At 58.8% G+C, this 25,817-nt stretch carries 29 protein-coding genes; 2 read left to right on the top strand and 27 right to left on the bottom strand.

The features are described from left to right. Position 1: 1 nt before the first annotated feature. From HBN63_RS00680 to ccmA, 10 genes are all read right to left on the bottom strand, one after another. Positions 2-328 (bottom strand): hypothetical protein, encoded by a 327-nt coding sequence (locus HBN63_RS00680; protein WP_160087900.1) that lies wholly within the window; start codon positions 326-328, stop codon positions 2-4. Beyond that, positions 325-1,527: a c-type cytochrome biogenesis protein CcmI gene (ccmI, locus tag HBN63_RS00685; protein ID WP_170048017.1), complete on the bottom strand. Its 1,203-nt coding sequence runs from the start codon at positions 1,525-1,527 to the stop codon at positions 325-327. Before ccmI ends, HBN63_RS00680 begins: the two co-directional genes overlap by 4 nt. Continuing rightward, complete coding sequence (locus HBN63_RS00690; protein ID WP_160087902.1) at positions 1,527-2,009, bottom strand: cytochrome c-type biogenesis protein; 483 nt, start codon at positions 2,007-2,009, stop codon at positions 1,527-1,529. Before HBN63_RS00690 ends, ccmI begins: the two co-directional genes overlap by 1 nt. Next, positions 2,006-2,542: a DsbE family thiol:disulfide interchange protein gene (locus HBN63_RS00695; protein WP_160087904.1), complete on the bottom strand. Its 537-nt coding sequence runs from the start codon at positions 2,540-2,542 to the stop codon at positions 2,006-2,008. The genes HBN63_RS00690 and HBN63_RS00695 overlap by 4 nt, the downstream gene beginning before the upstream one ends. Next, positions 2,539-4,512, bottom strand: a complete 1,974-nt coding sequence (locus tag HBN63_RS00700) for a heme lyase CcmF/NrfE family subunit (RefSeq protein WP_167145291.1) — start codon at positions 4,510-4,512, stop codon at positions 2,539-2,541. Before HBN63_RS00700 ends, HBN63_RS00695 begins: the two co-directional genes overlap by 4 nt. Continuing rightward, entirely contained in the window at positions 4,509-4,997 is a 489-nt protein-coding gene (gene ccmE / locus HBN63_RS00705) for a cytochrome c maturation protein CcmE (protein WP_090252147.1), read from the bottom strand. Before ccmE ends, HBN63_RS00700 begins: the two co-directional genes overlap by 4 nt. Then, positions 4,994-5,170 (bottom strand): heme exporter protein CcmD, encoded by a 177-nt coding sequence (gene ccmD / locus HBN63_RS00710; RefSeq protein WP_090244811.1) that lies wholly within the window; start codon positions 5,168-5,170, stop codon positions 4,994-4,996. Before ccmD ends, ccmE begins: the two co-directional genes overlap by 4 nt. Then, entirely contained in the window at positions 5,167-5,925 is a 759-nt protein-coding gene (locus HBN63_RS00715; RefSeq protein WP_170048245.1) for a heme ABC transporter permease, read from the bottom strand. Before HBN63_RS00715 ends, ccmD begins: the two co-directional genes overlap by 4 nt. Before the next feature lie 73 nt (positions 5,926-5,998). Further along, positions 5,999-6,670: a heme exporter protein CcmB gene (gene ccmB / locus HBN63_RS00720; protein ID WP_090252142.1), complete on the bottom strand. Its 672-nt coding sequence runs from the start codon at positions 6,668-6,670 to the stop codon at positions 5,999-6,001. Then, complete coding sequence (gene ccmA / locus HBN63_RS00725) at positions 6,667-7,302, bottom strand: cytochrome c biogenesis heme-transporting ATPase CcmA (protein ID WP_170048018.1); 636 nt, start codon at positions 7,300-7,302, stop codon at positions 6,667-6,669. Before ccmA ends, ccmB begins: the two co-directional genes overlap by 4 nt. A gap of 163 nt (positions 7,303-7,465) precedes the next feature. Here ccmA and HBN63_RS00730 point away from each other — a divergent pair, with 163 nt between their 5' ends. Both HBN63_RS00730 and HBN63_RS00735 read left to right on the top strand, forming a co-directional pair. Continuing rightward, entirely contained in the window at positions 7,466-9,010 is a 1,545-nt protein-coding gene (locus HBN63_RS00730) for a flagellar hook-length control protein FliK (RefSeq protein ID WP_170048019.1), read from the top strand. Further along, the gene (locus tag HBN63_RS00735; RefSeq protein WP_090252137.1) at positions 9,007-9,333 is read left to right on the top strand and encodes an EscU/YscU/HrcU family type III secretion system export apparatus switch protein; all 327 of its coding nucleotides are present in this window, start codon (positions 9,007-9,009) and stop codon (positions 9,331-9,333) included. The genes HBN63_RS00730 and HBN63_RS00735 overlap by 4 nt, the downstream gene beginning before the upstream one ends. A gap of 7 nt (positions 9,334-9,340) precedes the next feature. Here HBN63_RS00735 and HBN63_RS00740 read toward each other — a convergent pair whose 3' ends face one another. The 17 genes from HBN63_RS00740 to fliQ all read right to left on the bottom strand — a co-directional run bounded on the left by HBN63_RS00740 (position 9,341) and on the right by fliQ (position 25,815). After that, the gene (locus HBN63_RS00740) at positions 9,341-9,745 is read right to left on the bottom strand and encodes a DUF2802 domain-containing protein (RefSeq protein WP_090252133.1); all 405 of its coding nucleotides are present in this window, start codon (positions 9,743-9,745) and stop codon (positions 9,341-9,343) included. Between the two features lie 3 nt (positions 9,746-9,748). Then, on the bottom strand, positions 9,749-10,228 hold the full coding sequence (locus HBN63_RS00745) for a chemotaxis protein CheW (protein WP_090252131.1): 480 nt from the start codon (positions 10,226-10,228) through the stop codon (positions 9,749-9,751). A gap of 105 nt (positions 10,229-10,333) precedes the next feature. Beyond that, entirely contained in the window at positions 10,334-11,173 is an 840-nt protein-coding gene (locus tag HBN63_RS00750; RefSeq protein ID WP_170048020.1) for a CheW domain-containing protein, read from the bottom strand. An 87-nt stretch (positions 11,174-11,260) separates the two neighbouring features. Further along, the gene (locus HBN63_RS00755; RefSeq protein ID WP_167145305.1) at positions 11,261-12,049 is read right to left on the bottom strand and encodes a ParA family protein; all 789 of its coding nucleotides are present in this window, start codon (positions 12,047-12,049) and stop codon (positions 11,261-11,263) included. A 50-nt stretch (positions 12,050-12,099) separates the two neighbouring features. Beyond that, positions 12,100-12,969 (bottom strand): flagellar motor protein MotD, encoded by an 870-nt coding sequence (gene motD, locus HBN63_RS00760; protein WP_090252123.1) that lies wholly within the window; start codon positions 12,967-12,969, stop codon positions 12,100-12,102. Between the two features lie 12 nt (positions 12,970-12,981). Continuing rightward, positions 12,982-13,722 carry a flagellar motor protein gene (locus HBN63_RS00765; protein ID WP_090252121.1) on the bottom strand — a complete coding sequence of 247 codons (741 nt, stop codon included), beginning with the start codon at positions 13,720-13,722 and terminating at the stop codon, positions 12,982-12,984. Next, on the bottom strand, positions 13,722-14,837 hold the full coding sequence (locus HBN63_RS00770) for a chemotaxis response regulator protein-glutamate methylesterase (protein ID WP_170048021.1): 1,116 nt from the start codon (positions 14,835-14,837) through the stop codon (positions 13,722-13,724). Before HBN63_RS00770 ends, HBN63_RS00765 begins: the two co-directional genes overlap by 1 nt. Before the next feature lie 43 nt (positions 14,838-14,880). Continuing rightward, positions 14,881-17,112: a chemotaxis protein CheA gene (locus tag HBN63_RS00775; protein WP_170048022.1), complete on the bottom strand. Its 2,232-nt coding sequence runs from the start codon at positions 17,110-17,112 to the stop codon at positions 14,881-14,883. A gap of 11 nt (positions 17,113-17,123) precedes the next feature. Then, positions 17,124-17,912 carry a protein phosphatase CheZ gene (locus tag HBN63_RS00780; RefSeq protein ID WP_160087926.1) on the bottom strand — a complete coding sequence of 263 codons (789 nt, stop codon included), beginning with the start codon at positions 17,910-17,912 and terminating at the stop codon, positions 17,124-17,126. Positions 17,913-17,931: 19 nt separating this feature from the next. Then, positions 17,932-18,306 carry a chemotaxis response regulator CheY gene (locus HBN63_RS00785; protein ID WP_090254048.1) on the bottom strand — a complete coding sequence of 125 codons (375 nt, stop codon included), beginning with the start codon at positions 18,304-18,306 and terminating at the stop codon, positions 17,932-17,934. 97 nt (positions 18,307-18,403) lie between these two features. Then, positions 18,404-19,150 (bottom strand): RNA polymerase sigma factor FliA, encoded by a 747-nt coding sequence (gene fliA / locus HBN63_RS00790; protein ID WP_167145311.1) that lies wholly within the window; start codon positions 19,148-19,150, stop codon positions 18,404-18,406. Beyond that, on the bottom strand, positions 19,147-19,977 hold the full coding sequence (gene fleN, locus HBN63_RS00795; protein ID WP_090252106.1) for a flagellar synthesis regulator FleN: 831 nt from the start codon (positions 19,975-19,977) through the stop codon (positions 19,147-19,149). The genes fliA and fleN overlap by 4 nt, the downstream gene beginning before the upstream one ends. A 77-nt stretch (positions 19,978-20,054) precedes the next feature. Beyond that, positions 20,055-21,356 carry a flagellar biosynthesis protein FlhF gene (gene flhF, locus HBN63_RS00800; protein ID WP_090252103.1) on the bottom strand — a complete coding sequence of 434 codons (1,302 nt, stop codon included), beginning with the start codon at positions 21,354-21,356 and terminating at the stop codon, positions 20,055-20,057. 15 nt (positions 21,357-21,371) lie between these two features. Further along, entirely contained in the window at positions 21,372-23,495 is a 2,124-nt protein-coding gene (gene flhA, locus HBN63_RS00805; RefSeq protein ID WP_170048246.1) for a flagellar biosynthesis protein FlhA, read from the bottom strand. Between the two features lie 132 nt (positions 23,496-23,627). Next, positions 23,628-24,764 (bottom strand): flagellar biosynthesis protein FlhB, encoded by a 1,137-nt coding sequence (flhB, locus tag HBN63_RS00810; protein ID WP_170048023.1) that lies wholly within the window; start codon positions 24,762-24,764, stop codon positions 23,628-23,630. A 3-nt stretch (positions 24,765-24,767) separates the two neighbouring features. Continuing rightward, entirely contained in the window at positions 24,768-25,544 is a 777-nt protein-coding gene (gene fliR / locus HBN63_RS00815) for a flagellar biosynthetic protein FliR (protein ID WP_090252099.1), read from the bottom strand. A gap of 1 nt (position 25,545) precedes the next feature. Continuing rightward, complete coding sequence (fliQ, locus tag HBN63_RS00820; protein ID WP_090252096.1) at positions 25,546-25,815, bottom strand: flagellar biosynthesis protein FliQ; 270 nt, start codon at positions 25,813-25,815, stop codon at positions 25,546-25,548. Between the last annotated feature and the right edge of the window lie 2 nt (positions 25,816-25,817).

The raw sequence follows: 25,817 nt of genomic DNA on the forward strand, positions 1-25,817 counted from the left end.
CTTACTGAGCGTAACGACGATATAAGCCCGGCGGCACACCGCTGCTGTCGGTAGGCAACCAGGGGCCCTGCGGATTACCGGCCAAACTCCAGCCAGAGTTCCAGCGGTAATAGGTGCGCTCACGGTAGTACAGGTGAGAAGCACCACCCACCACGTACACCCCTAACTGCGCATTCCACTGGCTGTCCACCCCAGGTGGCGGGGCAAAGCGTGGGTGGTTGCTGCTGCCACTTGGACTGGTAACGGGCGCGGTAGCCGTTGGTGTTTGCACGCAAGCACCGAGTCCCAGCAGGCCAATCAGCACGACGCCACGCAGTAACGACTTCATGGGGCTTTGCTGTCGGCACTGTCGATCCGCAGCTGCTGCAATTCCGTAGTCTTGCTGGCTAGCGGCTGGCTGCTGCCTATCCATTCACCGGCCGTAGCGTTACCACTGCGCGAAATGCGCGCGACCAACTGCACCTGCTCGAAGCCGGAGATCTTCAGCTGCGGCATCATCGCATCGCTGTCTGACAGGCTGACCTCAGCAGGCAAATCAGCCACGCTCAGACGCTTAACCGCGAGCGGCATCGGCGGCCCGGAGACCGCTCGAGCAAACACGAATACCGCATCGCCCGGTTGCACCTTGCCCTGCAGCGCAGGGTCCAACTCAACCCGAACTGTCAGACCTGGGGAGGTTGCGGGTGTTGACTGAGTGGCGGGCTCGCCCAATTGCTCCTGAGCACGCTCAATCCCCCCCTGAATGGCCTGGCGAGATGGGTCTTCCGCCGGCAACACCGCTACCAGCTGCTGCCAGTGACCGATGGCTTTCTGGAACTGGCCGCTTTCATAGGCCGCAATCCCTAACAGCCCAAGACTGGTGACCTCCGCCGGATCGGCTTTCAGTGCTTCATCCGTCAACGCCTGCAATTGGGCGGTCCACTGCTTGTCACCGGCGAAATACAGCGCCTGTGCCCACTGCCCGAGCAACTCCGGCTCACGCCCGGCCACACCCACAGCACGCTCAAACGCCACGACGGCATCGGCGGCACGTTCCTGCGCCATATAGGTACGCCCCAGGAAGTACCAACTTTCCGCCGACTCAGGGTTGCTCTTTACTGCGGCCTCCAAGCGTGCGGTCATTTCCTCGATGGTCTTCGGCTGCGCTGCAAAAACCTGTGCGCGCTCAACATCCCCAATGGCGCCCCAGTGCTGATAAAGGCCATAACCCAGCAGCGGCATCAGCAGCGCGGCAATCAACGGGACCGTGCTGCCCAGCTTGCGCTGGGTCGGCTGCGCCAGCGCACCCTCAGTATCCGCGAGCAGCTCGCGAGCAGCCTCGTCACGGCCACTGGCCAACTGCTCAGCATTCAGTGCCCCGGCAGCGTGCTGGCTTTGCAGATCCAGCAAGCGCTCCTGATAAAGGGTCACGTTGAGTGCCGTACGGTCTTCCTCAGCCTGAACCTTGCGTGCACGCAGCACCGGGATCAGCAGAAACGCCAGGGCTGTCAGCAACAGCAGGCCAGCGCACAACCAGAATTCAATCATCAGTCTTTCTTATCCACAGGCGTTTGATTTAGCAAAGCAGCCAGACGTTGCTGTTCATCGGCAGACAGGCCGCTGGCGATAACGCCCGGCTTGCTACGACGACGCAACAGGATGACCCCCAGCAGGACAAAACCACCGGCCAACAAGCCAGCTGGGCCATACCACAGCAGCAAGGTGCGCGCGGTGACCGGCGGTTTGTAGAGCACGAAATCACCATAACGGCTGACCAGAAAATCAATGATCTGCTCATTGCTCTGCCCCTCTTCCAGCATTCGGAAGATCTGCGCGCGCAGGTCCATGGCAATCGGCGCATCAGAGTCGGCAATGTTCTGGTTCTGGCACTTGGGGCAACGCAGCTCTTCGACCAGGTTGCGGTAACGCTCACGCTCCGCCTCACTGGCAAACTCGTAAGTGTCGATTGCGGCCTGAGCGGTGCCCAGCAAGGCCAACCCTAGTACCGCAGCACTCAGCAGACGCTTCATGGCTGGGCCTCGTCGACAAGTGCCTGATACAGCGGCGCCAGCTGTTCGCGCCAGACACGCTCATCGATCACCCCGACAAACTTGTGGCGGATGATGCCGTCCTTGTCGATCAGGAAGGTCTCGGGTGCGCCATACACGCCCAGGTCCAGGCCCAGGGTGCCGCGCGCATCGTTGATGTTCAGCTGATAGGGGTCATGGAACTCCACCAGCCACTTCTGCGCGGCGGCGTTGTCATCCTTGTAGTTGACCCCGTAGATGGTCACACCCAGCTTGGCCAGTTTGTTCAACACCGGGTGTTCCACGCGGCAGGCCACACACCAGGTGGCCCAAACGTTGACCAGCGCCGGTTTGCCCTTAAGATCAGCCTCGGTAAGCGGCTTGCCATCCTGCACCGCCGGCAGGGAGAACGCCGGCAAGGGTTTACCGATCAACGCCGACGGCAGTTCGGAAGGATCTAGGAACAAGCCGCGATAGAGAAACACCGCGACGCCCAGGAAAACCACTAACGGCAACAGCAGCAGTAAACGCTTCATGCCTGCGCCCCCGCCATACCCAGGGCATCACGCACACGGGTGCGCACCTTCATCCGGTAGCGCTTATCCGCTGCGGCCAGGAAGCCACCGAGCCCCATCAACAAGGCGCCAAACCAGATCCAACGGACGAACGGTTTGATGTGGACACGCACCGCCCACGCGCCGTCTTCCAGCGGCTCACCCAAAGCAACGAACAGGTCACGGGTGATACCGGCATCAATGCCCGCCTCGGTCATCACCGATTGCTGCACGGTGTACAGGCGTTTCTCGGGGTGCAGCACGGCAATTTGCTTGCCCGCTTCGAGGATCCGCACCGTGCCTTTATCCGACGTGAAGTTCGGCCCTTCAAAGTGCTCAGCCCCTTCGAAGATAAACTGATAACCGCCGATTTCGACCGACTCGCCCGGCGCCATGCGCATGTCACGCTCAAAGCTGCCCACGCTGGTCAACACCACACCGAGGGCACACACCGCCATGCCCAGGTGCGCAGTTTGCATACCCCAGTAGCTACGGGTCAGGCTCGGCAACCCTTTCAGCAGGCCTTTGTGACGGGTTTTCTCAAGGATGTCGCGCACACCCGCCAGCACCACCCAAGCGGACAACAGGCAAACAGCGAGCACCGCCCAGTTGAAATCACCGACCAGGAACGTCGCGATAACAGCCAGCACCACGCTGCCGATCAGCACCGGGGCGAGCATGCCAAGCAACCACTGCACCGGTGTGTCCTTCCAACGCACGATCACACCGACGGCAATTACAGCCATCAGCAAGCCCATCAGCGGCACAAACAAGGCGTTGAAGTAAGGCGGCCCAACGGACAATTTCGCGCCAGTGGTGGCATCCAGCACCAAGGGGTAGAGGGTGCCGAGCAGGATCATCGCAGCGGACACCACCAGAATCAGGTTGTTGACCAGCAGCAGGGTTTCCCGCGACCACAGGGCAAAGCCAACTTGGCTTTTCACCACCGGCGCGCGGATGGCAAACAGCGCCAAGGAGCTGCCCACCACGATCAGCAGGAACACCAGAATAAACACGCCGCGCTCAGGGTCACTGGCGAAAGCATGCACCGAGGTCAGCACGCCGGAACGGACTAGGAAGGTGCCCAGCAGGCTCAAGGAGAACGCGGCAATCGCCAGCAGTACGGTCCAGCTTTTGAACACGCCGCGCTTTTCCGTCACAGCCAGGGAGTGAATCAACGCGGTGCCGACCAACCAGGGCATAAAGGAGGCGTTTTCCACCGGATCCCAGAACCACCAACCACCCCAGCCAAGTTCGTAGTAGGCCCACCACGAGCCCAGCGCGATACCGATGCCAAGGAAGGCCCAAGCGACGATGGTCCACGGCCGCGACCAGCGCGCCCATGCTGCATCGAGCTTGCCGCCCAGCAACGCAGCAATAGCGAAGGCGAAGGCCACGGAGAAACCGACATAGCCCATGTAGAGCATCGGCGGGTGGATGATCAGACCGAAGTCCTGCAACAGCGGGTTGAGGTCACGGCCATCAGCCGGGGTGTCAAACAGCAGCCGCTCGAAAGGATTGGACGTGATGATCAAAAACAACAAAAAGCCGATGCTGATGATGCCCATGATCGCCAGCACGCGGGCGAGCATCTCTTCCGGCAACTGCCGCGAGAAGATCGACACAGCAAAGGTCCAACCGGCAAGGATCAGCCCCCACAGCAACAGCGACCCTTCGTGGGCGCCCCACACAGCGCTGAATTTGTAATACCACGGCAGTGCACTATTGGAGTTGTTGGCCACATAGGCGACGGTGAAGTCGTCGATCATAAAGGCATAGGTCAGGCAGACGAACGCAAACAGCATAAAGGCGAACTGGCCCCAGGCAGCGGGCTGCGCCAGGCTCATCCATTGCCGGTCACCCCGCCAGGCACCGATCAACGGCAGTGTTGCCTGCACCAGCGCCATGCACAGCGCCAGAATCATCGCCAGATGGCCGAGTTCGGGGATCATTGTGCGTACTCCGATGGGGACGCTTGCTTGGCCGCTTTGGCCGCGTCGTGCTGCTGTTTCATGCCGCTCTGCTCCAAGGCCTGCATGACTTCCGGAGGCATGTAGTTTTCATCGTGTTTGGCCAATACTTCATCGGCAATCAGCACGCCGCTGGCGTCGAGCTTGCCCATGGCGACGATGCCCTGCCCTTCACGAAACAGGTCCGGAAGGATGCCGCTGTAGCGGATGGTCACGCTCTTGGCGCCGTCAGTTACGACAAAATCGGTGTCCAGTGAGTCGCTGGAGCGCTTCACCGAGCCCTCCTCAACCAGGCCGCCGGCACGGATGCGGGTGTCCTGCGGGGCTTCGCCGTTGGCGATCTGGGTCGGGGTGTAGAACAGGTTGATGTTCTGCTGCAACGCGCTCAGGGCCAGGGCCACAGCGATGCCGACACCGGCGATGATTGCCAGGACGATATACAGGCGTTTTTTACGCACGGGGTTCACTTCGACTCCTCCCGGCGCAAACGACGCGCCTCGTCTTGCAGATAACGGCGACGCGCCAGGATTGGCAGCGCCACATTCAGCCCCAGCACAGCCAGGCTGATGGCATAACAGGACCAGACATAAGGCCCGTGGGTGCCCATGGCGAGAAACTCGCTGAAGCTGGCAAAACTCATAGCCCCTTCTCCACCTGCGCCTTGATCTCAGTTTTGGCCCAACTGCTGCGGGCCTCGCGCTTGAGCACTTCCAGGCGCATGCGCATCAGCAGCACGGCCCCAAAGAAACAGTAGAAGCCCAGTACCATGATCAGCAGCGGCATCCACATCTCAAACGGCATGGCCGGCTTGGCCACCACACTGAAGGTGGCCGGCTGGTGCAGGGTGTTCCACCACTCCACCGAGTATTTGATGATCGGGATGTTTACCACACCCACAATGGCCAGCACCGCACAGGCCTTGGCAGCGCTGTCACGGTTGGTGATTGCGTTGCCCAGGGCGATCACGCCGAAGTACAGAAACAGCAGAATCAGCATCGAGGTCAGGCGGGCATCCCACACCCAGTACGTGCCCCAAGTCGGCTTGCCCCACACCGCACCGGTCACCAGAGCGATCGCCGTCATCCAGGCGCCGATGGGTGCGGCCTGCTGCAAGGCGACATCGGCCAGTTTCATTTTCCACACCAGCCCGACAACGCCGGCCACCGCCAACATCACGTAGATCGACTGCGCGAGAAACGCCGCAGGCACATGGATGTAGATGATGCGAAAGCTGTTGCCCTGCTGGTAATCCGGCGGCGCAAACGCCAGGCCCCAAACCAGGCCGACCGTCAACAGCACAGCGGCGGCCAGGGCCAACCAGGGGAGCCAGCGGCTGCTGATTTCATAAAACCATTTAGGCGAGCCGAGCTTGTGAAACCACGTCCAGTTCATCAGGTTACTCATCAGTGCTAGGGCTGATCAGGGCGCAGGCAGGCACCACGATCAACCGGCCATTCAGGCTTATTGTCTACTCAGCGACACTGATCGTCAGACCAGCGGCGATGGCAAAAGGTGTCAAGGTCACCGCCAATGCGGTGAGGCTGGCCAGCCACAACAAGTGACCAACCGCCGGCAATCCTTGCAGGCTGGCTTGTAGCGCACCGCTGCCGAGAATCAGCACCGGGATGTACAACGGCAAAATCAGCAACGCGAGCAACAGGCCGCCACGCTTCAGACCCACCGTCAGCGCCGCGCCGACTGCGCCAAGTAAGCTCAGCACCGGCGTACCGAGGAGCAGCGAGATCAGCAGCACCGGCAGACAGCGCCCCGGCAAACCCAACATCAACGCCAGCAGTGGCGCCAACAGCACCAGCGCCAGGCCAGAGAACAGCCAGTGTGCCAGCACCTTGGCCAGAACCAGAAGAGCCAGGGGGTGCGGCGAAAGGACCCACTGCTCCAGCGAGCCGTCCTCGAAATCACTGCGAAACAGCCCGTCCAGCGAGAGCAGCACGGCCAATAGGGCCGCCACCCACACCAGCCCCGGCGAAAGGCTTTGTAACAACTGCGTCTGCGGCCCCACCGCCAATGGGAACAACGCAATCACAATGGCAAAGAACACTAACGGATTGGCCAGCTCGGCCGGGCGGCGAAACAATAGGCGCGCCTCGCGGGCGAGCAATAGGCTAAAGACATTGCTCATAACGGACGCTGCCCCAGATCAAGCTCGCGGTAACCGGCCGGCTTGACCGTCAATTCATGGTGCGTGGTCAGCACCACCAGGCCACCTTGCTGACAATGCGCGGCGAGATGGTTCTCCAGCTGCGCCACTGCCGCCTTGTCCAGCGCAGTAAACGGTTCATCCAGCACCCACAGCGACGGGCCTGGCAGATACAAACGCGCCAACGCGACACGGCGCTGCTGCCCGGCGGACAAGGTGTGGCAAGGCACATCTTCAAACCCGCGCAGCCCCACCGCCGCCAGAGCCTGCCAGATGGTCTCGCGCTCTACCGGCTGATGCAGGGCGCAAAGCCAGTTGAGGTTTTCCTCGGCGGTAAGCAAGCCCTTGATGCCGGCGGCATGTCCAATCCACAGTAGGTTGCGCGCAAGCTCGGCGCGCTGCGCGGTCAACGGGCGACCATTCAGACGAATCTCACCAGCAGTGGGCTGCATCAACCCAGCCAGCAAGCGCAGCAGACTGGTTTTACCACTGCCATTGGGGCCCGCCACCTGAAGCATTTCACCGGGAACCAGACGCAGCTCCACACGCTCGAAGAGCATGCGCCAGTCTCGCTCACAGGCGAGCGCAACGGCTTCAAGAAGAGGGCTGGTCAAGGCATCGGCACCTAAGATGGATGGCAAAAGCTGTTCAAGTCGGCAGCGTCTTGGCCGCTATACTGACGCAAATGGAATGCGCAGCCGAACCAGACGGGGCGCGATTATACATGCCCAGCTCCGCCTGCCGCAGCGGGCATTTTCGACAGGGTGTAACCCGCCAATGAGCGAAATCAGCAGCCCGCGGCCTATTGCGCCAACGCCCCCCAGCAGCCGCCCCAGCGCTGTCGCGGCGGACCTGGCAGTGAAACTGTTACAGCCCATGCAAGGCTTGCTGGCCAGTGGCGAAACCGCCAAGGCCGAAGTCATCGCACTCAAGGAAGTGGCGCAGAGTTTTCAGGTGCTGCTCAAGCTGACCCTGAATAATGGAAATCAGGCGACCCTTGAGGCCAACAGCCCGCGCCCGCTGGCCCAGGGCACATCCCTGGCCGTAACAGCCCTGTCGGAAACCCGCCTGGCTCTGTCCCTGTTGATGGGAGGGGACAAACCTCTGACCAGCCTGGACCTCGATCAATTGCCCGTTGGCACCCTACTGCAGGGCAAGGTAGTGGCACGCGAACAATTGCTTCAGGGCCGTTCGCAACAGGTGATCTACAAGGTGCTGGTCAGCTTGCTCAATACGCCACTGGCTGGCAGCAAGCTGTCTCTGGAAACCCCACTGGCACTGCCTTTGGGTAGCCTGCTCAGCGCTCAGGTACAGGGCAGCCAGGCGCTGAATTTCCTGCCTCTGAGTGGCCGCCTTGACCAACTTGCCCTGAGCCAGCAACTGGGCAACCAAAGCAACCGCCAGGGCTCACTGGAAGGACTGTTCGGCGCCCTACAAGGTATGCGTGGCAATGCCGACATGAGCGAAGGCCTGCGCACCAGCATCGATAAACTCTTCGGCATCATGCCCGACGCCGCGCAGTTGAGCAGCGCCAAAGGCCTGGCTGCCGCCCTTGAAAACAGTGGCATCCTGCTGGAAAGCAAATTACTTGGCGGTCAGGGCCAGGCACTGCCGAACGACCTGAAAGCCAACCTGCTGCGCCTGATCGCTCAATTACTGCCGAACCTGTCCACCGGCACACCACTGGCCGCAGCCACCGCAGGGACATCGCTGGCCCAGGCGATGCCCGCCCTCGCACGCGACCTGCTCGGCAACCTGGGCAAAGCCACGAATCGCCAGCAAGCGCTGAATTTCCCCCTGCCCTCACGCCTGCTACAGGCCATGGAAGGTGAGGCCGACCTGGAAACCATGCTAAAGCTCGCCGCGGCTGCCCTCTCTCGCCTGCAGACCCACCAACTTTCCAGCCTTGCGCAGAGCCAAGTCGGTCCGGATGGCAACCTGCTGACCACCTGGCAACTGGAACTGCCGATGCGCAATCATCAGGAATTGGTTCCACTGCAGGTAAAAATCCAGCGCGATGAAAGCAACCCACAAGGCAAACCCGATAAAAAGGAAACCCTGTGGAAAGTCGAACTGGCCTTTGATCTGGATCCGCTAGGGCCCTTGCAGGTGCGGGCGCAATTGGCCCATGGCCGTCTTTCTAGTCAGTTGTGGGCTGAGCGCAGCAGCACCGTCAACCTGATCGATGCGGAGCTGGATAACCTGCGTCAACGCCTGAATGCCGCCGGCGTGCAGGTTGGCGAGCTGGCTTGCAACCAAGGCACGCCGCCACGCGGGCCGCGCACGACGTTGGAACAACGCTGGGTGGATGAAACCGCATGAAGAAGACCGCACCCCGCCAAGCCATCGCCCTCACCTACGACGGCCAGAAAGCGCCCGTACTCAGTGCCAAAGGCGATGACGAACTGGCCGAAGCCATTCTGGCGATTGCCCGCGAGTACGAAGTACCGATCTATGAAAATGCTGAGCTGGTGCGATTGTTGGCGCGACTGGAACTGGGTGATGCAATTCCCGAGCAGCTGTATCGCTGTATCGCGGAAATCATCGCCTTTGCCTGGTATTTGAAAGGTAAGGCACCGGCCGGTAGCGGCCGGGATACCGACATCACACCGCCGCTGCGTTTATTGGCAGGACCGCCAGAGTGAGGGAGCCTCAGGAGCGCTGCAGTTTGGCCTGCTGCATCTTGCTGACCAACTCAGCCTCGGCCTTACTCAAACCGCATGACTGGGTCAGATCATCCACGCTGGCCCCCATACCCGCCAAACGCGCAGCCTGAGTGAATGACAGGCTGCTGGGATCACGCTGCTCAATCTGATTAAGTTTGTCCGGCAAAGGTGCAACAACCCTGCGCAATTCGTGCAACTCCTCCCCCATCTGCACGCTACCAGTCAGATAGGCATCCAGTCGCCGGCTAAGTTCTTTGAGCCGGCGATCACGCACTGCGTCACGCTCACCTTGCAACTTGATAAAGTCGCGCAACTGCCTGACTAGCCAGATACTGACGCATACCAGCCCCAGGCACACCAGGGCTAATGCGACCAGCAGCGCTTCGAGCATGACTTAGATGCTCTCCAGGTCGGACCACTCTTCTTCGCTCATCATCTTGTCCAGCTCAACCAGAATCAGCAGCTCGCCGTTCTTGTTGCAAACGCCCTGGATAAACTTGGCAGATTCGTCATTGCCCACGTTCGGAGCAGTTTCCACTTCAGACTGACGCAGATAAACCACTTCGGCCACGCTATCGACCAAGATACCGACCACTTGCTTGTCGGCCTCGATAATCACGATACGGGTATTATCGGTCACCTCGGTAGAGTCCAACCCGAAACGCTGACGTGTATCGATGACTGTGACCACATTGCCGCGCAGGTTGATGATGCCCAGCACATAGCTCGGCGCACCCGGCACAGGGGCAATTTCGGTGTAGCGCAGGACTTCCTGAACCTGCATCACATTGATGCCATAGGTTTCGTTATCCAGGCGGAACGTTACCCACTGCAGAATCGGATCATCAGAACCTTGTGCAGAACTTTTCTTCATGTCCCTAGCCTCGTCATGAACCGCTCGCGGCGGCGATCGCGGGTGTATACCCCGCTGTGATTACTATAGATGCAAAGCTGCGCACCTCGCACAGCCCCGCGTTATTCAATGCACCTGCTTGGCCGCCATGCGCTTGGCAGCACCACTGGCAATCAACTCGGCCAAGGATGCGACATCCAGCAAGGCACACATGTGCTCAATCACCGTACCCGCGAGCCACGGACGCTGCGTACGCTGGCTGCGCCATTTAACCTCGTCGGGATCGAGCCGAATCGAGCGGCTGACTTGATGCACAGCCAGCCCCCACTCATAGCCTTCAACGGAAATTACATACTGCAACCCTTCGCGAAAATCATCGCGATAACGGTCAGGCATCACCCAGCGCGCTGTATCCAACACTTTCAGGTTACCGGCCTGGCTCGGCAGTATGCCGAGAAACCAGTCAGGCTGACCAAATAATGGTGTCAGCTCCTGCCCCTCCAGGGGATAAATCGAACCCAGGCACACCAGCGGAACGGCTAAGGTCAGCCCAGCCACATCAAATAACAGGCATTCGAAAGACCCTTGCGCCCATTCAGGCCGCCCCTGCGGCACCACCTCAGGCACCACCAACATCTGCGGCTCTGACTGCACCGACTCAGCCACTACAACAGTTTCTACAACCTCCGGCAGCGACTCGACGTGAACTTCAACGTGCGCAGTGGGCATCTCGAAAGTGGGCAGCACCAATGGACGCGGCGCCAACTCAGCCAAAGGCTTGACCTTAGCGGCGCTCATCTGCGGCATGCTGCGCGCATCGCGCACCTGCTCTTCCAGCACCGCGGCCTCGAACTCATCCAGCGTGATGCTATCGACAAACTCGACCGCAGCCTCCTGCAGCAAGCCATCCAAATAGGACTGCAAGACCTGTTGCGAACGTGTAGCGGTGGCTAGGGGACGACTCATCAAGACAACTCACAATAACAATCTGTACAGACTATCGGCCGCGCTAGCGACAGACTTGAGCCCATATCTTCAGCATAGTCGTTCATCTCAAGCGACCTGAGCAGCAATCTGTTGCGAAAGCAGGTGTTTGAGTAAGGCGCGATAAGCCAAGACACCGCGGCTGTTGCTGTCAAACGTTGACGGGGTCACCCCTGCCCGACTGGCATCACGTAAGCGCGTATCAACCGGAATATAGGCAGGCCACAGGTGATCAGGGTAACTGTTACGCAAAACACGCAGCGTGCCCATTGACGCTTGGGTACGGCGGTCGAACAGGGTCGGTACGATGGTGTATGGCAACGCCTGCTGACGCGAACGGTTGATCATCGCCAGGGTATTGACCATCCGCTCCAAGCCTTTTACGGCCAGAAATTCAGTCTGCACAGGAATTACCAGCTGCTGACTTGCCGCCAGTGCATTGACCATCAGTACCCCAAGCAAGGGCGGACTGTCGATCACCGCATGATCAAAATCCTGCCAAAGCTGCGCAAGGCTCTTGGCTATCACCAAGCCCAAGCCACTCTGCCCGGGTGACTGGCGCTCCAAGGTGGCCAGTGCAGTGCTGGACGGCAGCAGGGAGATACGCTCATCACTGGTAGGCAGGAGCAGCTGCTGGGGCAAACCGCGCGGCACAGCGCCTTTATGTTGGAACAAATCGAAGCTGCTGTGTTCCAGGCTGTCCGGGTCGTGCCCGAAGTAGCTGGTCATCGACCCATGGGGATCGAGATCAACGATCACCACACGCTTGCCGGCATCTGCCAACAGGCCTGCCAGAGCGATTGATGTGGTGGTCTTACCGACTCCACCTTTTTGATTGGCTACTGCCCAGACTCTCATCGTTATCATCCTCCCGGTTCAGCTGCAGCCTGACCGAGAACGGGGCCACCCTATGGGACCGGCGACGGGGGATTGACGGCACCCGCTTGCGGGACCGGCGCTGCTGGGGCTTTTGCAGGTTGAGTGCCAGCACGTTGCAACGCCGCATCAGGCTTGGCATTGGCACTGCCCACACCGCTAACGCTGCGACGTACGTCTAGATTACGCGAGATCACTAACACGACGCGACGATTGCGCCCGCGCCCTTCAGCGGTGGTGTTATCCGCGACGGGCTGGAACTCACCATAACCGACCGCTGCCAGGCGACTGGGGTTGACCCCATCCATCGTCAGCATACGCACGATACTCGCAGCCCTTGCGGTAGACAGTTCCCAGTTGGTCGGGAACTGAGCCGTCTGAATCGGCAGATTATCGGTAAAGCCTTCCACGTGTATTGGATTCTCGTACGGCGCCAGAATTTTGGCTACCTTTTCGATAATATCGAACGCTGCATTGTTAGGAATGGCATCGCCGCTGGTGAACAACAGGCTAGAGCTGAGCTCAATCTCGATCCACAGCTCATTTCCACTGACCTTCAGCTGATCCGACTGAATCAAATCGCCGAAAGCCTCACGCACACTGTTAGCAATATTCTGCAGATCATCAGCCGAAGACTGAGCGCTTTCCTCATCAACCAAGGAACGGTCCGGCTCCGTGGTCCGCGGACGCTCATCACCAACCGGAATCGGTTTGATAGCGCGATCAGGTTGATTGAACACCCCGGTCAGGCTGTCAGAAAGAATTTTGTACTTGCCTTCATTGAGCGAGGAAATCGAGTACATCACCACAAAAAAGGCGAACAGCAGAGTAATGAAGTCGGCGTAAGAGACTAGCCACCGCTCATGATTTTCATGCTCTTCTTGATGACGCCGGCGGGCCATAAGGTGTCCCCATCAATCCATGAAGCCTTGCAGCTTCAGTTCGATGGAGCGCGGGTTTTCACCCTCCGCAATCGACAGGATGCCTTCAAGCAGCATCTCGCGATAACGGGATTGGCGCTGAGCGATAGCTTTGAGCTTGTTACCAATAGGCAATAACAACAGGTTGGCAAAGCCAACGCCGTAGATAGTTGCCACGAACGCCACGGCAATTCCACTGCCGAGCATGCTTGGGTCGGCCAGGTTACCCATCACATGGATCAAGCCCATCACTGCACCGATAATGCCGATGGTCGGCGCATAACCGCCCATGCTTTCAAACACTTTGGCCGCCTGAATATCACGGCCTTCCTGGGTGTACAGATCGACCTCGAGAATACTGCGAATAGCCTCAGGCTCGGCGCCATCGACCAACAGCTGCAAGCCTTTGCGCGCATAGGGATCGGGTTCGGCATCTGCCACGGCCTCAAGACCGAGCAAACCCTCCTTGCGCGCAGTCATGCTCCAACCAACCACCCGGTTAATACCACCGGCCAGGTCCACGCGCGGCGGAAAGAATATCCAGCTAATAATGGCCAGGGCCCGTTTGAACACATGAACGGGCGCCTGCAAAAAAGCCGCACCCAAGGTACCGCCAATCACAATCAATGCAGCCGGCCCATTGAGCAGGGCCGCAGCATGGCCCCCTTCGAGGTAGTTGCCGCCAAGAATGGCGACAAACGCCAGGATGACCCCAATAAGGCTCAGTACATCCATTAAATACAGGTCTCCGCCAGGTGCCTGCCGATATCATCCAGCGGGTAAATCGCATCAGCCAGGTTGGCTTTTACAATAGCCATCGGCATGCCGTAGATCACGCAGCTGGCTTCGTCTTGCGCCCACACTTGGCTTCCACTCTGCTTTAGCAGGCGAGCGCCCTCACGGCCGTCCGCCCCCATACCTGTGAGCACCACCGCCAGCACCTTGTCACCATAAGACTTGGCAACGGAACCGAAAGTGATATCGACACAGGGTTTGTAATTCAGGCGCTCATCGCCAGGCAGGATTTTCACCACGCCCCGCGCATCGACCATCATCTGCTTGCCACCCGGTGCGAGCAGTGCCAGACCGGGACGCAAGACATCCCCGTCCTCAGCTTCCTTGACACTGATGCGGCAGAGCTTGTCGAGACGTTCTGCAAAGGCTTTGGTAAAGGCAGCCGGCATATGCTGGATCAGCACGATTGGCGCTGGAAAATTCACCGGCAATTGAGTCAGTACCCGCTGAAGCGCAACCGGCCCACCGGTGGAAGTACCGATCGCAACAAGCTTGTAGGATTTACGTTTTGGCGCCGCACTGGCAACCACGGGGGCAGGCGCCACAGCTGGACGGCCTGGCGTGCTGGCAGAGGTTACTGGACGCGCCGCAGGCTTGGCTGCTGCAGCGGGTATAGCTGCGGGAGTAGAGACAGGTGATGGGCTGAAACTGCGACGATTACTGCGGGCAATCGTATGAATTTTCTCGCAAAGCAGTTGCTTAACTCGCTCTGGATTGCGCGAAATGTCCTCAAAATTCTTCGGTAGAAAATCCACCGCACCGGCTTCCAGCGCATCCAACGTCACTCGCGCACCTTCATGCGTTAGCGAGGAGAACATCAGTACGGGTGTCGGACAGCGCTGCATGATGTTACGTACAGCGGTGATGCCGTCCATCATCGGCATCTCGTAATCCATGGTAATCACATCGGGCTTGAGCGCCTGCGCCTGCTCGATGGCTTCACGGCCGTTAGTGGCGGTGCCGATTACCTGAATATTCGGGTCGGCTGAAAGAATTTCCGACACGCGCCGGCGGAAAAAACCGGAGTCATCAACCACCAACACCTTAACAGCCATAAACACTCCTAAACGGCGCCACAGATAGCTGCGCCGCTAACAATCAGATGCGCCGCGCGTAACGCTTGAGCATGCTCGGCACGTCAAGAATCAGGGCAATACGACCATCACCGGTAATGGTTGCACCCGACATGCCTGGCGTACCCTGTAGCATTTTGCCCAACGGCTTGATGACCACTTCTTCCTGTCCGACCAGTTGATCGACCACGAAGCCAATACGCTGACTGCCAACAGTGAGGATCACCACATGGCCCTCACCCTGCTCCACGTGTGCTGCACTGCCGATCAACCAGCGCTTGAGATAGAACAACGGCAACGCCTTGTCGCGCACGATCACCACTTCCTGGCCGTCAACCACATTGGTTCGCGACAGATCGAGGTGGAAAATCTCGTTCACGTTGACCAGTGGGAAAGCAAACGCCTGATTGGCCAACATCACCATCAGTGTCGGCATGATCGCCAGGGTCAGCGGCACCTTGATAACGATTTTTGAGCCCTGCCCCTTGACCGAAAACACATTGACCGTGCCGTTGAGCTGGGAAATCTTGGTTTTCACCACATCCATGCCCACGCCGCGCCCAGAAACATCGGAAATTTCAGTTTTGGTCGAGAAGCCCGGGGCAAAGATCAGGTTGTAGCATTCGAACTCATTGAGACGGTCGGCCGCGTCTTTATCCAGCAAGCCTTTTTCCACGGCTTTGGCACGCAGTACATCCGCGTCCATGCCCTTGCCATCGTCAGAGATCGACAAGAGGATGTGATCACCTTCCTGCTCAGCGGACAATATCACCTTACCGCCACGCGCCTTACCTGAGGCTTCGCGCTCTTCCGGGGTTTCAATGCCATGGTCAACCGCGTTGCGCACCAAGTGGACCAGCGGATCAGCCAAGGCTTCAACCAGATTCTTGTCGAGGTCAGTTTCTTCACCGACCAACTCCAAGTTGATCTCTTTCTTAAGGTTTCGCGCCAAATCGCGAACCAGCCGAGGGAAGCGCCCGAACACCTTCTTGATGGGTTGCATGCGGGTTTTCATCACCGCTGTCTGCAAGTCAGCCGTTACCACATCCAGGTTCGACACCGCTTTAGACATAGCCTCATCGCCACTGCTCGATCCGAGTCGCACCAAGCGATTTCGCACCAGCACCAGCTCACCAACCATGTTCATGATTTCGTCGAGCCGTGCGGTATCGACCCGCACAGTGGTTTCCGCTTCACTGGGCGGCGCAGCCTTCTCAGCAACAGGCGCAGCGACCGGAGCTGCAGGAGCTTTTGCAGGCTCAACCTTAGCGGCAGGTTTTGCCGCAGGTTTGGCGGCCGCTTTGGCAGACTCCACAGGCTTGGCAGTCGGCGCAGGCGTTACAGGTTTGATCGCTTCAGGCTCAACAAACTTACCTTTGCCATGCAGCTGATCAAGCAGTGCTTCAAACTCGTCATCCGTGATGTCGCCACTCGGCGCAGCAGCGGACTCAGCCACCGCTTCAGGTGCAGCAGGCGCCGATACAGGAGGAGGCGCAAACTGACCTTTACCGTGCAACTGATCGAGCAACGACTCAAATTCATCGTCGGTGATTTCATCCCCCCCCGTGGCCGTTGCAGCAGGTGCCGCCACAGCAGGCACAGCGGGAGCTACAGCTACATCAGGTGCTACAAATTGGCCTTTGCCATGTAGCTGATCAAGCAACGACTCAAACTCATCGTCAGTGATTTCATCACTGCTGGCAGCCGCGGCCATTGGCGCCGGTGAGTCCCCCAAGGCGCCTAATAACTGCTCGAATTCAGTGTCAGTGATATCGCCAGCGGTCTCTTCAACCTCGACTGCAACCTCAGGTTCAGATTCCAGCTCAGGTTCAGCGTGGGCTTCAACGGGTGCGGCATCATCAGCACCCGCCGGCTCAGCCAAACGCGCCAAGGCGGCAAGCAGCTCAGGCGTAGCCGGAGTGAGATCGGTACGTTCACGGACCTCGGTAAACATGCTGTTGACGGCATCCAGTGCTTCCAGCACCACATCCATCAACGCGGAGTCGACGCGCCGCTCACCCTTACGCAGGATGTCAAAGACGTTTTCTGCGATATGGCAGCATTCCACCAGCTCATTGAGCTGGAGAAAGCCAGCACCACCTTTGACGGTGTGAAACCCGCGAAAAATGGCGTTGAGTAGATTCATGTCGTCCGGGCGACTTTCCAGCTCTACAAGCTGCTCAGACAGTAGTTCAAGAATCTCGCCGGCCTCTACCAGGAAGTCCTGGAGGATTTCTTCATCGGCGCCGAAGCTCATAAGACGTGCTCCTAAAATCCCAGGCTGGAAAGCAGGTCGTCGACATCATCCTGATTGGATGCGACGTCTTCACGCTTATCGGCATGAATCTGCGGACCTTCACCACGCGAAGGCTCTTTTTGTTTTTCTTGTTCGGCGCGGAGCAACTCATGGTTGTGCTCAATGCCGGCAAACTGATCGACCTGACTGGCCATCAGCACCAGTTTCAGCAAGTTGCTTTCCACTTCGGTAACCAGCTGCGTTACACGCTTGATCACCTGGCCGGTCAGGTCCTGATAATCCTGGGCCAACAGGATGTCATTGAGGTGTGCAGAAATCTTGGCACCGTCGCGCTCGCTTCGCGCGAGAAAAAGTTCCACACGCTTGGCTAACTCGCGAAAGCCATCGGCACTCATTTCCCGGCGCATGAAGCGCCCCCAATCACCGCTGAGGCTTTGCGCTTCATCGCTGAGGTCATTTACCAGCGGGGCACTTTGCTCGACCAGATCCATGGTGCGATTGGCCGCTTTTTCGGTCATCGTCACCACATAATTCAGGCGCTCAGTGGCATCGGTAATTTGCGAAACCTCAGTGGCATGTGGCACACGGGGGTCGAGCTGGAAATTGACGATGGCGTTATGCAGCTCACGAGTCAGCTTACCGACTTCATGGTAAAGACCACGGTCACGTGCCTTATTGAGCTCATGTATCAGCTGTACCGCTTCACCAAAGTTGCCTTGTTCCAGGCTATCTACCAGTTGGCGAGCGTTGTATTTCAGGGTCGACTCAAGGTCACCTTGAACGGAATCTTTATGCTCCATAGCACCCTCGTGGCAAACATCAGCCGTTGACCCGCTCGAAGATCTTTTCAATCTTCTCTTTCAGCACTTGGGCTGTGAACGGCTTGACCACATAACCGTTAACCCCCGCCTGGGCTGCTTCGATGATCTGATCACGCTTGGCTTCTGCCGTTACCATCAGCACCGGCAAGGTTTTCAAGCGATCATCCGCACGCACTGCGCGCAACAGATCGATACCCGTCATGCCAGGCATGTTCCAGTCAGTCACGAGGAAATCGAAGCTACCGCTCTGCAGCATGGGCAGCGCGGTGACGCCATCATCCGCTTCCGCGGTGTTGGTGAACCCCAAGTCACGCAGAAGGTTCTTGATGATCCGTCGCATCGTTGAAAAGTCATCAACGATGAGGATTTTCATGTTCTTGTCCAAGTCGACCTCCGTACAGTCCCAAACGCAGGCAGCAACCTGCATGCGCTTTTAATCGTGAAACCGGCCCAGCATCAGCGAATTCAACTCAATGTGCGCGCCACTCACCCAGTCGAGCACGTAAACGTGCGGCACACTGACTGTGTAGTTGGCTTACACGTGATTCGCTAACCCCTAACACCTCGCCGATCTCTTTAAGATTCAGTTCTTCATCGTAATATAGCGCTAACACCAAGCGCTCGCGCTCCGGCAGGTTGGCAATGGCATCTGCCAGGGCCGCCTGAAAGCGTTCATCTTCCAGATCACGAGAAGGTTCGAGGTGGTTGCTGCCAGCGTCTTCACCAAGCCCACCGTGTTCGCCGTCCTGCAACAGGTCGTCGAAACTGAACAGGCGGCTGCCTAAAGTGTCGCCAAGAATGCCGTAGTAATCCTCGAGACTCAATTGGAGTTCGGCCGCAACCTCTTGATCTTTAGCGTCTCGACCCGTTCTGGCCTCAATTTTTCTAATTGCATCACTGACCATGCGGCTATTGCGATGCACCGAACGTGGCGCCCAGTCGCCTTTGCGCACTTCATCGAGCATCGAACCGCGAATGCGAATACCCGCAAACGTTTCGAAACTGGCGCCTTTACTGGAGTCGTATTTTTTTGACGCTTCGAGCAAGCCGATCATTCCGGCCTGAATCAGATCGTCGACCTGTACATTGGCCGGCAGGCGGGCCAACAGGTGATAGGCAATGCGTTTGACCAGGGGCGCGTAGCGCTCGATCAACTGGTGCTGGGAATCCTGCGCCTGCGCCTTGCTATACATACGAAGTCCAGAGGCTGCTGTCATATAGCCGTGTCCGCGATCGGTTGCTGCACCAGACGCTCAACGAAAAACTCCAAATGGCCACGCGGATTGGCCGGTAACGGCCAGGCGTCAACTTTCTGGGCTATCGCCTTGAACGCCAGCGCACACTTCGAACGCGGGAAGGCTTCGTAGACCGCACGCTGCTTCTGCACGGCCTTGCGCACTGACTCGTCGTATGGCACCGCCCCTACATACTGCAGGGCAACATCAAGGAAGCGGTCAGTCACTTTAGTCAGCTTAGCAAAGAGGTTGCGACCTTCCTGCGGGCTGTGGGCCATATTGGCCAATACCCGGAAACGGTTCATGCCGTGATCGCGATTAAGCAATTTGATCAGTGCGTAGGCATCGGTAATCGAGGTCGGCTCATCACACACCACAACCAGCACTTCCTGGGCCGCGCGCACGAAGCTCACGACGCCGTCACCAATACCCGCAGCGGTGTCGATAATCAGTACATCAAGATTGTCACTGATATCGCTGAACGCCTGGATAAGCCCCGCATGTTGCATGGGTGACAGCTGCACCATGCTCTGAATACCCGAGGCTGCCGGCACGATACGAATGCCGCCAGGGCCCTGCAGTAACACATCGCGCAGCTCGCACTCGCCACTGATGACGTCTTCCAGGGTGCGTTTGGCGCTGAGGCCCAACAACACGTCGACGTTGGCCAAGCCAAGGTCGGCGTCCATCAGCATCACCCGACGGCCAAGATCAGCCAGGGCCAACGCCAGGTTCACCGAGACGTTGGTCTTACCGACGCCACCTTTGCCGCCGGTCACCGCAATCACCTGTACGGGATGCATACCCATATTTCTACACACCTTGTCTAACTTCGACTGGAGCCACTTGGCTGGCTAAGCGCGGTTCATTGCCAACAGCAGGACGCTTAACTGACGCGTCGTGCGGGTTGCTGGTAAAGCCCGGCAAACATCTCCGCCATCGTATCTTCGCTTGGATCCTGGGTTGCCTGCAGCCCTACGGCCCGGCTAACCAATTGATGACTGCGTGGAATCTGCAGATCATCGGGAATGCGTGGCCCATCAGCGAGATAGGCTACCGGTAGACGCTGGCTAATAGCCAGTCCTAAAACCTCACCCAGGCTGGTGGCCTCATCCGCTTTTGTCAGAATGCAGCCAGACAAGCCGCAACGCTTATAACTATGGTAGGCGGCTTTCAGCACTTGGCCCTGGCTGGTAGCGGCCATAACCAGATAATTTTTTGCGTTGACGCCACGGCTGGCCAGCGTTTCCAGCTGCATGCGCAGGGCTGGGTCATTGGCGGGCAGGCCGGCGGTGTCAATCAGCACCACTCGCTTACGCGCCAGCGGTGCCAAGGCTTGAGTCAACGATTGGCCAGGGTCAACCAGGGTCACCGGGACATTGAGAATACGCCCCAAGGTCTTGAGCTGCTCCTGAGCACCAATGCGGTAGCTGTCCAGGCTGACCAGGGCAATATGCTGCGCGCCGTACTTGAGCACGTAACGCGCGGCCAGCTTGGCCAAAGTAGTGGTTTTGCCCATGCCAGCGGGGCCAACCAAGGCGATTACGCCGCCCTCTTCCATCGGTTCCTGCTTCGGCGTTTTGATCGCGTGAGCCAGGTGCGCCAGCACCATGCGCCAGGCCTGGCGAGGTTCAGTCACCGTATTCACACGCTCCAGCAGCGCTTTCGACAATTCGGCTGACAAGCCCATGCGCTGCAGGCGACGCCACAAATTGGCTTGCTGCGGGCGACGGTTCTGCAACTGCCCCCAGGCAATCGAGCCCAGCTGCACTTCAATCAGCTCACGCAGGCCATGCAGTTCGAAACGCATGGCATCCAGGGCGCGCTGATCGGTTGCTGCAGCTGGCGCTGCCTGCGATTTGCGCATCACAGCCGCCAAGCTGTCAGCAGGCAGGCTGTCAGCCGCGCCAAACAGCTGGCGGTCTTTGCCGGCATCGACCTGAGTGCGGGTGGTCAGCTCGGCCTGGGCCGTGGCAATTTTCGCCTGAGTCTTGCGCAGCTCGGCTTCCAACGCAGGGTTGGGCTGACGGGCCGGTGCGGCTGGCACCTGATAATCCAGCGCGGCGGTCAATTCGACACCACCGGCTACCCGGCGATTGCCAATGATCGAGGCATCGGCACCCAGCTCATCACGCACCAATTTCATGGCGGTACGCATATCGGCGGCGAAAAAGCGTTTGACCTGCATGGCCTGTAACCTCGGTTAGTTCTGCCCCACCGTCGCAACGATGGTGACCTGCTTGTTATCCGGAATTTCCTGGTATGCCAGTACATGGATACTCGGAACCGCCAGCCGCGCGAATCGCGAGAGCATCGCCCGGACCGGACCGGCTACCAGCAGAATCACTGGCTTGCCGAGCATTTCCTGGCGCTGCGCCGCTTCCACCAGGGAACGCTGCAGCTTCTCGGCCATGCCAGGCTCCAGGAGGATGCCCTCCTCGGAGCCTTGACCGGCCTTCTGGATACTGTTGAGCAATATCTGTTCCAACCTGGGCTCCAGCGTGATCACAGGCAGCTCCAGCTCTAGTCCCACAATGCTTTGCACGATTGCGCGGGCCAACGCAACGCGTACCGCCGCCACCATCGCGGCGGGATCTTGACTCTTCACCGCAACGTTGGCGATGGCCTCGGCGATGGTGCGGATATCGCGTACCGGCACCTGTTCCTGCAGCAGGCTCTGCAGCACCTTGAGCAGGGTTGACAGGGAAATCATCCCTGGCACCAGCTCTTCAGCGAGCTTCGGCGAGCTCTTGGCCAAGAGCTGCATCAACTGTTGCACTTCCTCGTGGCCCAGCAGCTCGTGGGCATGTTTGTGCAGGACTTGGTTGAGGTGGGTCGCCACTACGGTACTGGCGTCTACCACGGTGTAGCCAAGCGACTGCGCCTGATCGCGCTGAGTCGGGTCGATCCACACCGCCTCCAGACCGAATGCCGGATCCTTGGCGGCGATGCCATTGAGCGGACCGAACACCTGGCCCGGGTTGATCGCCAGCTCGCGATCCGGGTACACCTCGGCCTCGGCCACGCTGACCCCCATCAGCGTCAGGCGATAGGCATTGGGCTGCAGGTCCAGGTTGTCGCGGATATGCACCGAGGGCATGAGAAAGCCCATCTCCTGGGAGAGCTTCTTACGCACGCCCTTGATCCGCGCCAGCAGCTGGCCACCCTGGTTACGGTCTACCAGTGGAATCAGCCGATAACCCACTTCCAGGCCGACCATATCCACCGGTGTCACGTCGTCCCAGCCCAGCTCCTTGACCTCTTGAGCCTTCTGCGCTGGCAGCAATTCCTGTTGGCGCTGCACTTCCTTGATCTCGTTTTCCTTGGTTGTACGCTGTTTGTTGGCAATCCAGTACGCAGCACCCGCAGCCACCAGGCCCAGGCTGATAAAAGAGAAATGTGGCATGCCGGGCACCAGGCCCATGGCGATCATCACCGCCGCTGTAACCGCCAGCGCACGCGGCGAGGCAAACATCTGCCGATTGACCTGAGCACCCATGTCTTCCGAGCTGGAAACACGGGTCACCATGATCGCCGCTGCAGTCGACAGCAGCAGCGATGGAATCTGCGCCACCAGGCCGTCACCGATGGTCAGCAAAGTGTAGATACGGCCCGCGTCGGCGAAACTCAGGTCATGCTGGAAAATACCGATGGCGATGCCACCGATCAGGTTGATGAACAGAATCAGCAGGCCGGCAATCGCATCGCCGCGCACAAACTTGCTGGCACCGTCCATGGAGCCGTAGAAGTCGGCTTCCTGGGACACTTCGCTGCGACGCTTCTTGGCCTCCGCCTGGTCGATCAACCCGGCATTCAGGTCCGCGTCGATGGCCATCTGCTTGCCCGGCATGGCGTCCAAGGTGAAACGCGCACTGACCTCGGAGATACGTCCGGCACCTTTGGTGACCACCACGAAGTTGATGATCATCAGGATCGCGAACACCACGATACCGACCACGTAGTTACCGCCGATCACTACCTCACCGAAGGCCTGGATCACCTTACCGGCGGCGTCGTGACCGTCCTGACCGTTAAGTAGCACCACCCGCGTGGAGGCGACGTTAAGCGCCAGACGCAGCAAGGTTGCCGCCAGCAGAATGGTCGGGAATACCGCGAAATCCAGCGGGCGCAGGGCGTAGATCGCTACCAGCAGGACGACGATCGACAGGGCAATACTGAAGGTAAACAGCACATCAAGGAGAAACGGTGGAATCGGCAGCATGACCATGCCGAGCATGACCAGCAGCAACAGTGGGATGCCCAGGTTGCCCTGTTTCAACCCCGACAGGTTACTGCGCACATCACCGATCATTTGTGAACGATCTATTGCCACACCACTACCCCAGCCAATTCAATCTTTTGACGCGAGTCGCGCCTTTGGGAGGGGTTTTGCAAGAAGCTGTCCAACTTTGCCAGAGCCCGTCAAACAGCCAACGCGCCAAAGCAATGTGGCTGAGCGTTACTCGTCGCGGCGTAAATCTGGCGGGATGGGCATATCCGGCAACGGGCCAGGACGTTTGCCCTTGCCCGCCTGGTACTGACGCAGCTGGTAGACGTACGCCAGGACCTGAGCGATGGCCAGGTACAGGCCGGCCGGGATTTCCTGATCCAGCTCAGTGGAATAGAACACCGCCCGCGCCAAGGCTGGTGACTCCAGCACCATGACCTTGTGCTCGTTGGCGATTTCGCGAATCTTCAATGCGGTGAAGTCACCGCCCTTGGCCAGCAGCACCGGCGCACTGCCTTTGGCCGGGTCGTACTTCAAAGCCACGGCAAAGTGCGTCGGGTTGGTGATGACCACATCAGCGTCGGGCACCGACTGCATCATGCGTCGCTCGGCCATTTCACGCTGCAACTGGCGAATACGCTGTTTGACCTCGGGCTTACCCTCGCTGTCCTTGTACTCGTCGCGCACTTCCTGCTTGGTCATCATCAGCTTCTGCTTACTGCTCCAGAGCTGAAACGGCACATCCACAGCGGCAATCAGAATCAGCCCGCAAGACATCCACAATGCACTCCAGCCCACCACCGTGGCGGAGTGCAGGATGGCCGCTTCAATCGGCTCATGGACGATCGCCAGCAGGTCCTCTTGCCAGGCCGAAAGCACCGCTACGCCCACCAACAGAATCAGGGTGAACTTGGCCAACGCCTTGAGCAACTCAACCAAGGCATCGGTCGAAAACATGCGTTTAAGCCCTGCCAGAGGGTTCATGCGACTGAGTTTGGGCGCCATGGCTTCGGCCGAGAACAGCCAGCCACCGAGAGAGATCGGCCCCACAATCGACACAATCAACAACAACACGAACAGCGGGAACAGCGCTTCCAGCGCGATCTGCCCAGAGGCTGCCAGCCACAGCGACATGCTGCGCTCATCCATGATCACCTCGCGGGTCAGCGAGAAATTACCCCGCATGATGTCGAGCATGGCGTTAGCCATGCTGCCGCCAAACGCGAGCATGCCACCAAAACCACCGAGGGTTACCGCCAGGGTATTGAGTTCTTTAGAACGGGCAATCTGCCCCTTTTCACGGGATTCGCGTAGGCGTTTCTCCGTGGGTTCTTCGCTTTTATCGGCACCGCTCTCGGATTCGGCCATGGCTTAACTCGCCCCCGCCATTTCACGAAGAAACTGCAACGCCTCAGTGGCAAATACCTGGTACTGCGCGAGGATATCGGCCATGCCAATCCACACGATGACCATGCCCAACACCAGGGTCAGTGGGAAACCAATGGAGAAGATATTCAGCTGCGGCGCGGCGCGGGTCATTACCCCGAATGCCAGGTTGATCACCAACAACGCGGTAATCGCCGGCAATACCAGAAGCAGAGCCGCCCCCAAGACCCAGCCTAGTTTGTTGGCAATTTCCCAGTAGTTTTCCACCAGAAAACCACCACCTACTGGCAGGGTGAAGAAGCTCTCAGCCAGCACTTCAAACACTACCAGGTGGGCGTTCATGGCGAGAAACAGCAAGGTCACCAAGATCATGAACACCTGACCGATCACTGGCACCGAGATCCCATTGGCCGGGTCAATCATTGAGGCAAAGCCAAGGCCCATCTGGATGGCCACAATCTGACCGGCAATGACAAACACCTGAAAGAACAGTTGCAGGACAAACCCGAACATCAAGCCAATCAGGATTTCCTGGGCAATCCAGATAAAGGCTTGCAGGTTGATGGCATCAATCACTGGCATCGGTGGCAAGGTCGGCATAATCACCACACAGATAGCCAGGGCCAGGTACAGGCGTACCCGCGCCGAAACCAGCTGGGTACCAATGATCGGCATAAACATTAGCAGGGCCGAAATGCGAAACAGCGGCAGCAGAAAGCTACCCACCCACGCACCGATCTGCTCGTTGCTTAGCTCGAGCATGTCAGCCGATCAGCATCGGAATGTTCATGATCAGATTCTCGGTGTACTCCATCAGCTCACGCACCAGCCAGGGACCCGCAAAAATCAGCACGAGCAGGATCACCAGCAGCCTGGGCAAAAAACTTAGGGTCTGCTCGTTGATTTGAGTGGCCGCCTGAAACATCGCCACCAGCAAACCAACAATCAGACTAGGAACCACGAGAATCCCCACAATCATGGCCGTTAGCCACAAGGCATCGCGCACCAGATCGACAGCCACCTCAGGGGTCATGG

It is taken from the genome of Pseudomonas sp. WS 5011, from assembly GCF_012985775.1.
Taxonomy (GTDB): Bacteria; Pseudomonadota; Gammaproteobacteria; order Pseudomonadales; family Pseudomonadaceae; genus Aquipseudomonas; species Aquipseudomonas peli.

Bases quoted from the DNA above. Each gene is read 5' to 3' on its own strand.
- HBN63_RS00680 (WP_160087900.1), bottom strand. From the start codon at position 328: ATGAAGTCGTTACTGCGTGGCGTCGTGCTGATTGGCCTGCTGGGACTC.
- ccmI (WP_170048017.1), bottom strand. From the start codon at position 1,527: ATGATTGAATTCTGGTTGTGCGCTGGCCTGCTGTTGCTGACAGCCCTG.
- HBN63_RS00690 (WP_160087902.1), bottom strand. From the start codon at position 2,009: ATGAAGCGTCTGCTGAGTGCTGCGGTACTAGGGTTGGCCTTGCTGGGC.
- HBN63_RS00695 (WP_160087904.1), bottom strand. From the start codon at position 2,542: ATGAAGCGTTTACTGCTGCTGTTGCCGTTAGTGGTTTTCCTGGGCGTC.
- HBN63_RS00700 (WP_167145291.1), bottom strand. From the start codon at position 4,512: ATGATCCCCGAACTCGGCCATCTGGCGATGATTCTGGCGCTGTGCATG.
- ccmD (WP_090244811.1), bottom strand. From the start codon at position 5,170: ATGAGTTTTGCCAGCTTCAGCGAGTTTCTCGCCATGGGCACCCACGGG.
- ccmB (WP_090252142.1), bottom strand. From the start codon at position 6,670: ATGAGCAATGTCTTTAGCCTATTGCTCGCCCGCGAGGCGCGCCTATTG.
- HBN63_RS00730 (WP_170048019.1), top strand. From the start codon at position 7,466: ATGAGCGAAATCAGCAGCCCGCGGCCTATTGCGCCAACGCCCCCCAGC.
- HBN63_RS00735 (WP_090252137.1), top strand. From the start codon at position 9,007: ATGAAGAAGACCGCACCCCGCCAAGCCATCGCCCTCACCTACGACGGC.
- HBN63_RS00740 (WP_090252133.1), bottom strand. From the start codon at position 9,745: ATGCTCGAAGCGCTGCTGGTCGCATTAGCCCTGGTGTGCCTGGGGCTG.
- HBN63_RS00745 (WP_090252131.1), bottom strand. From the start codon at position 10,228: ATGAAGAAAAGTTCTGCACAAGGTTCTGATGATCCGATTCTGCAGTGG.
- HBN63_RS00750 (WP_170048020.1), bottom strand. From the start codon at position 11,173: ATGAGTCGTCCCCTAGCCACCGCTACACGTTCGCAACAGGTCTTGCAG.
- HBN63_RS00755 (WP_167145305.1), bottom strand. From the start codon at position 12,049: ATGAGAGTCTGGGCAGTAGCCAATCAAAAAGGTGGAGTCGGTAAGACC.
- motD (WP_090252123.1), bottom strand. From the start codon at position 12,969: ATGGCCCGCCGGCGTCATCAAGAAGAGCATGAAAATCATGAGCGGTGG.
- HBN63_RS00765 (WP_090252121.1), bottom strand. From the start codon at position 13,722: ATGGATGTACTGAGCCTTATTGGGGTCATCCTGGCGTTTGTCGCCATT.
- HBN63_RS00770 (WP_170048021.1), bottom strand. From the start codon at position 14,837: ATGGCTGTTAAGGTGTTGGTGGTTGATGACTCCGGTTTTTTCCGCCGG.
- HBN63_RS00775 (WP_170048022.1), bottom strand. From the start codon at position 17,112: ATGAGCTTCGGCGCCGATGAAGAAATCCTCCAGGACTTCCTGGTAGAG.
- HBN63_RS00780 (WP_160087926.1), bottom strand. From the start codon at position 17,912: ATGGAGCATAAAGATTCCGTTCAAGGTGACCTTGAGTCGACCCTGAAA.
- HBN63_RS00785 (WP_090254048.1), bottom strand. From the start codon at position 18,306: ATGAAAATCCTCATCGTTGATGACTTTTCAACGATGCGACGGATCATC.
- fliA (WP_167145311.1), bottom strand. From the start codon at position 19,150: ATGACAGCAGCCTCTGGACTTCGTATGTATAGCAAGGCGCAGGCGCAG.
- fleN (WP_090252106.1), bottom strand. From the start codon at position 19,977: ATGGGTATGCATCCCGTACAGGTGATTGCGGTGACCGGCGGCAAAGGT.
- flhF (WP_090252103.1), bottom strand. From the start codon at position 21,356: ATGCAGGTCAAACGCTTTTTCGCCGCCGATATGCGTACCGCCATGAAA.
- flhB (WP_170048023.1), bottom strand. From the start codon at position 24,764: ATGGCCGAATCCGAGAGCGGTGCCGATAAAAGCGAAGAACCCACGGAG.
- fliR (WP_090252099.1), bottom strand. From the start codon at position 25,544: ATGCTCGAGCTAAGCAACGAGCAGATCGGTGCGTGGGTGGGTAGCTTT.
- fliQ (WP_090252096.1), bottom strand. From the start codon at position 25,815: ATGACCCCTGAGGTGGCTGTCGATCTGGTGCGCGATGCCTTGTGGCTA.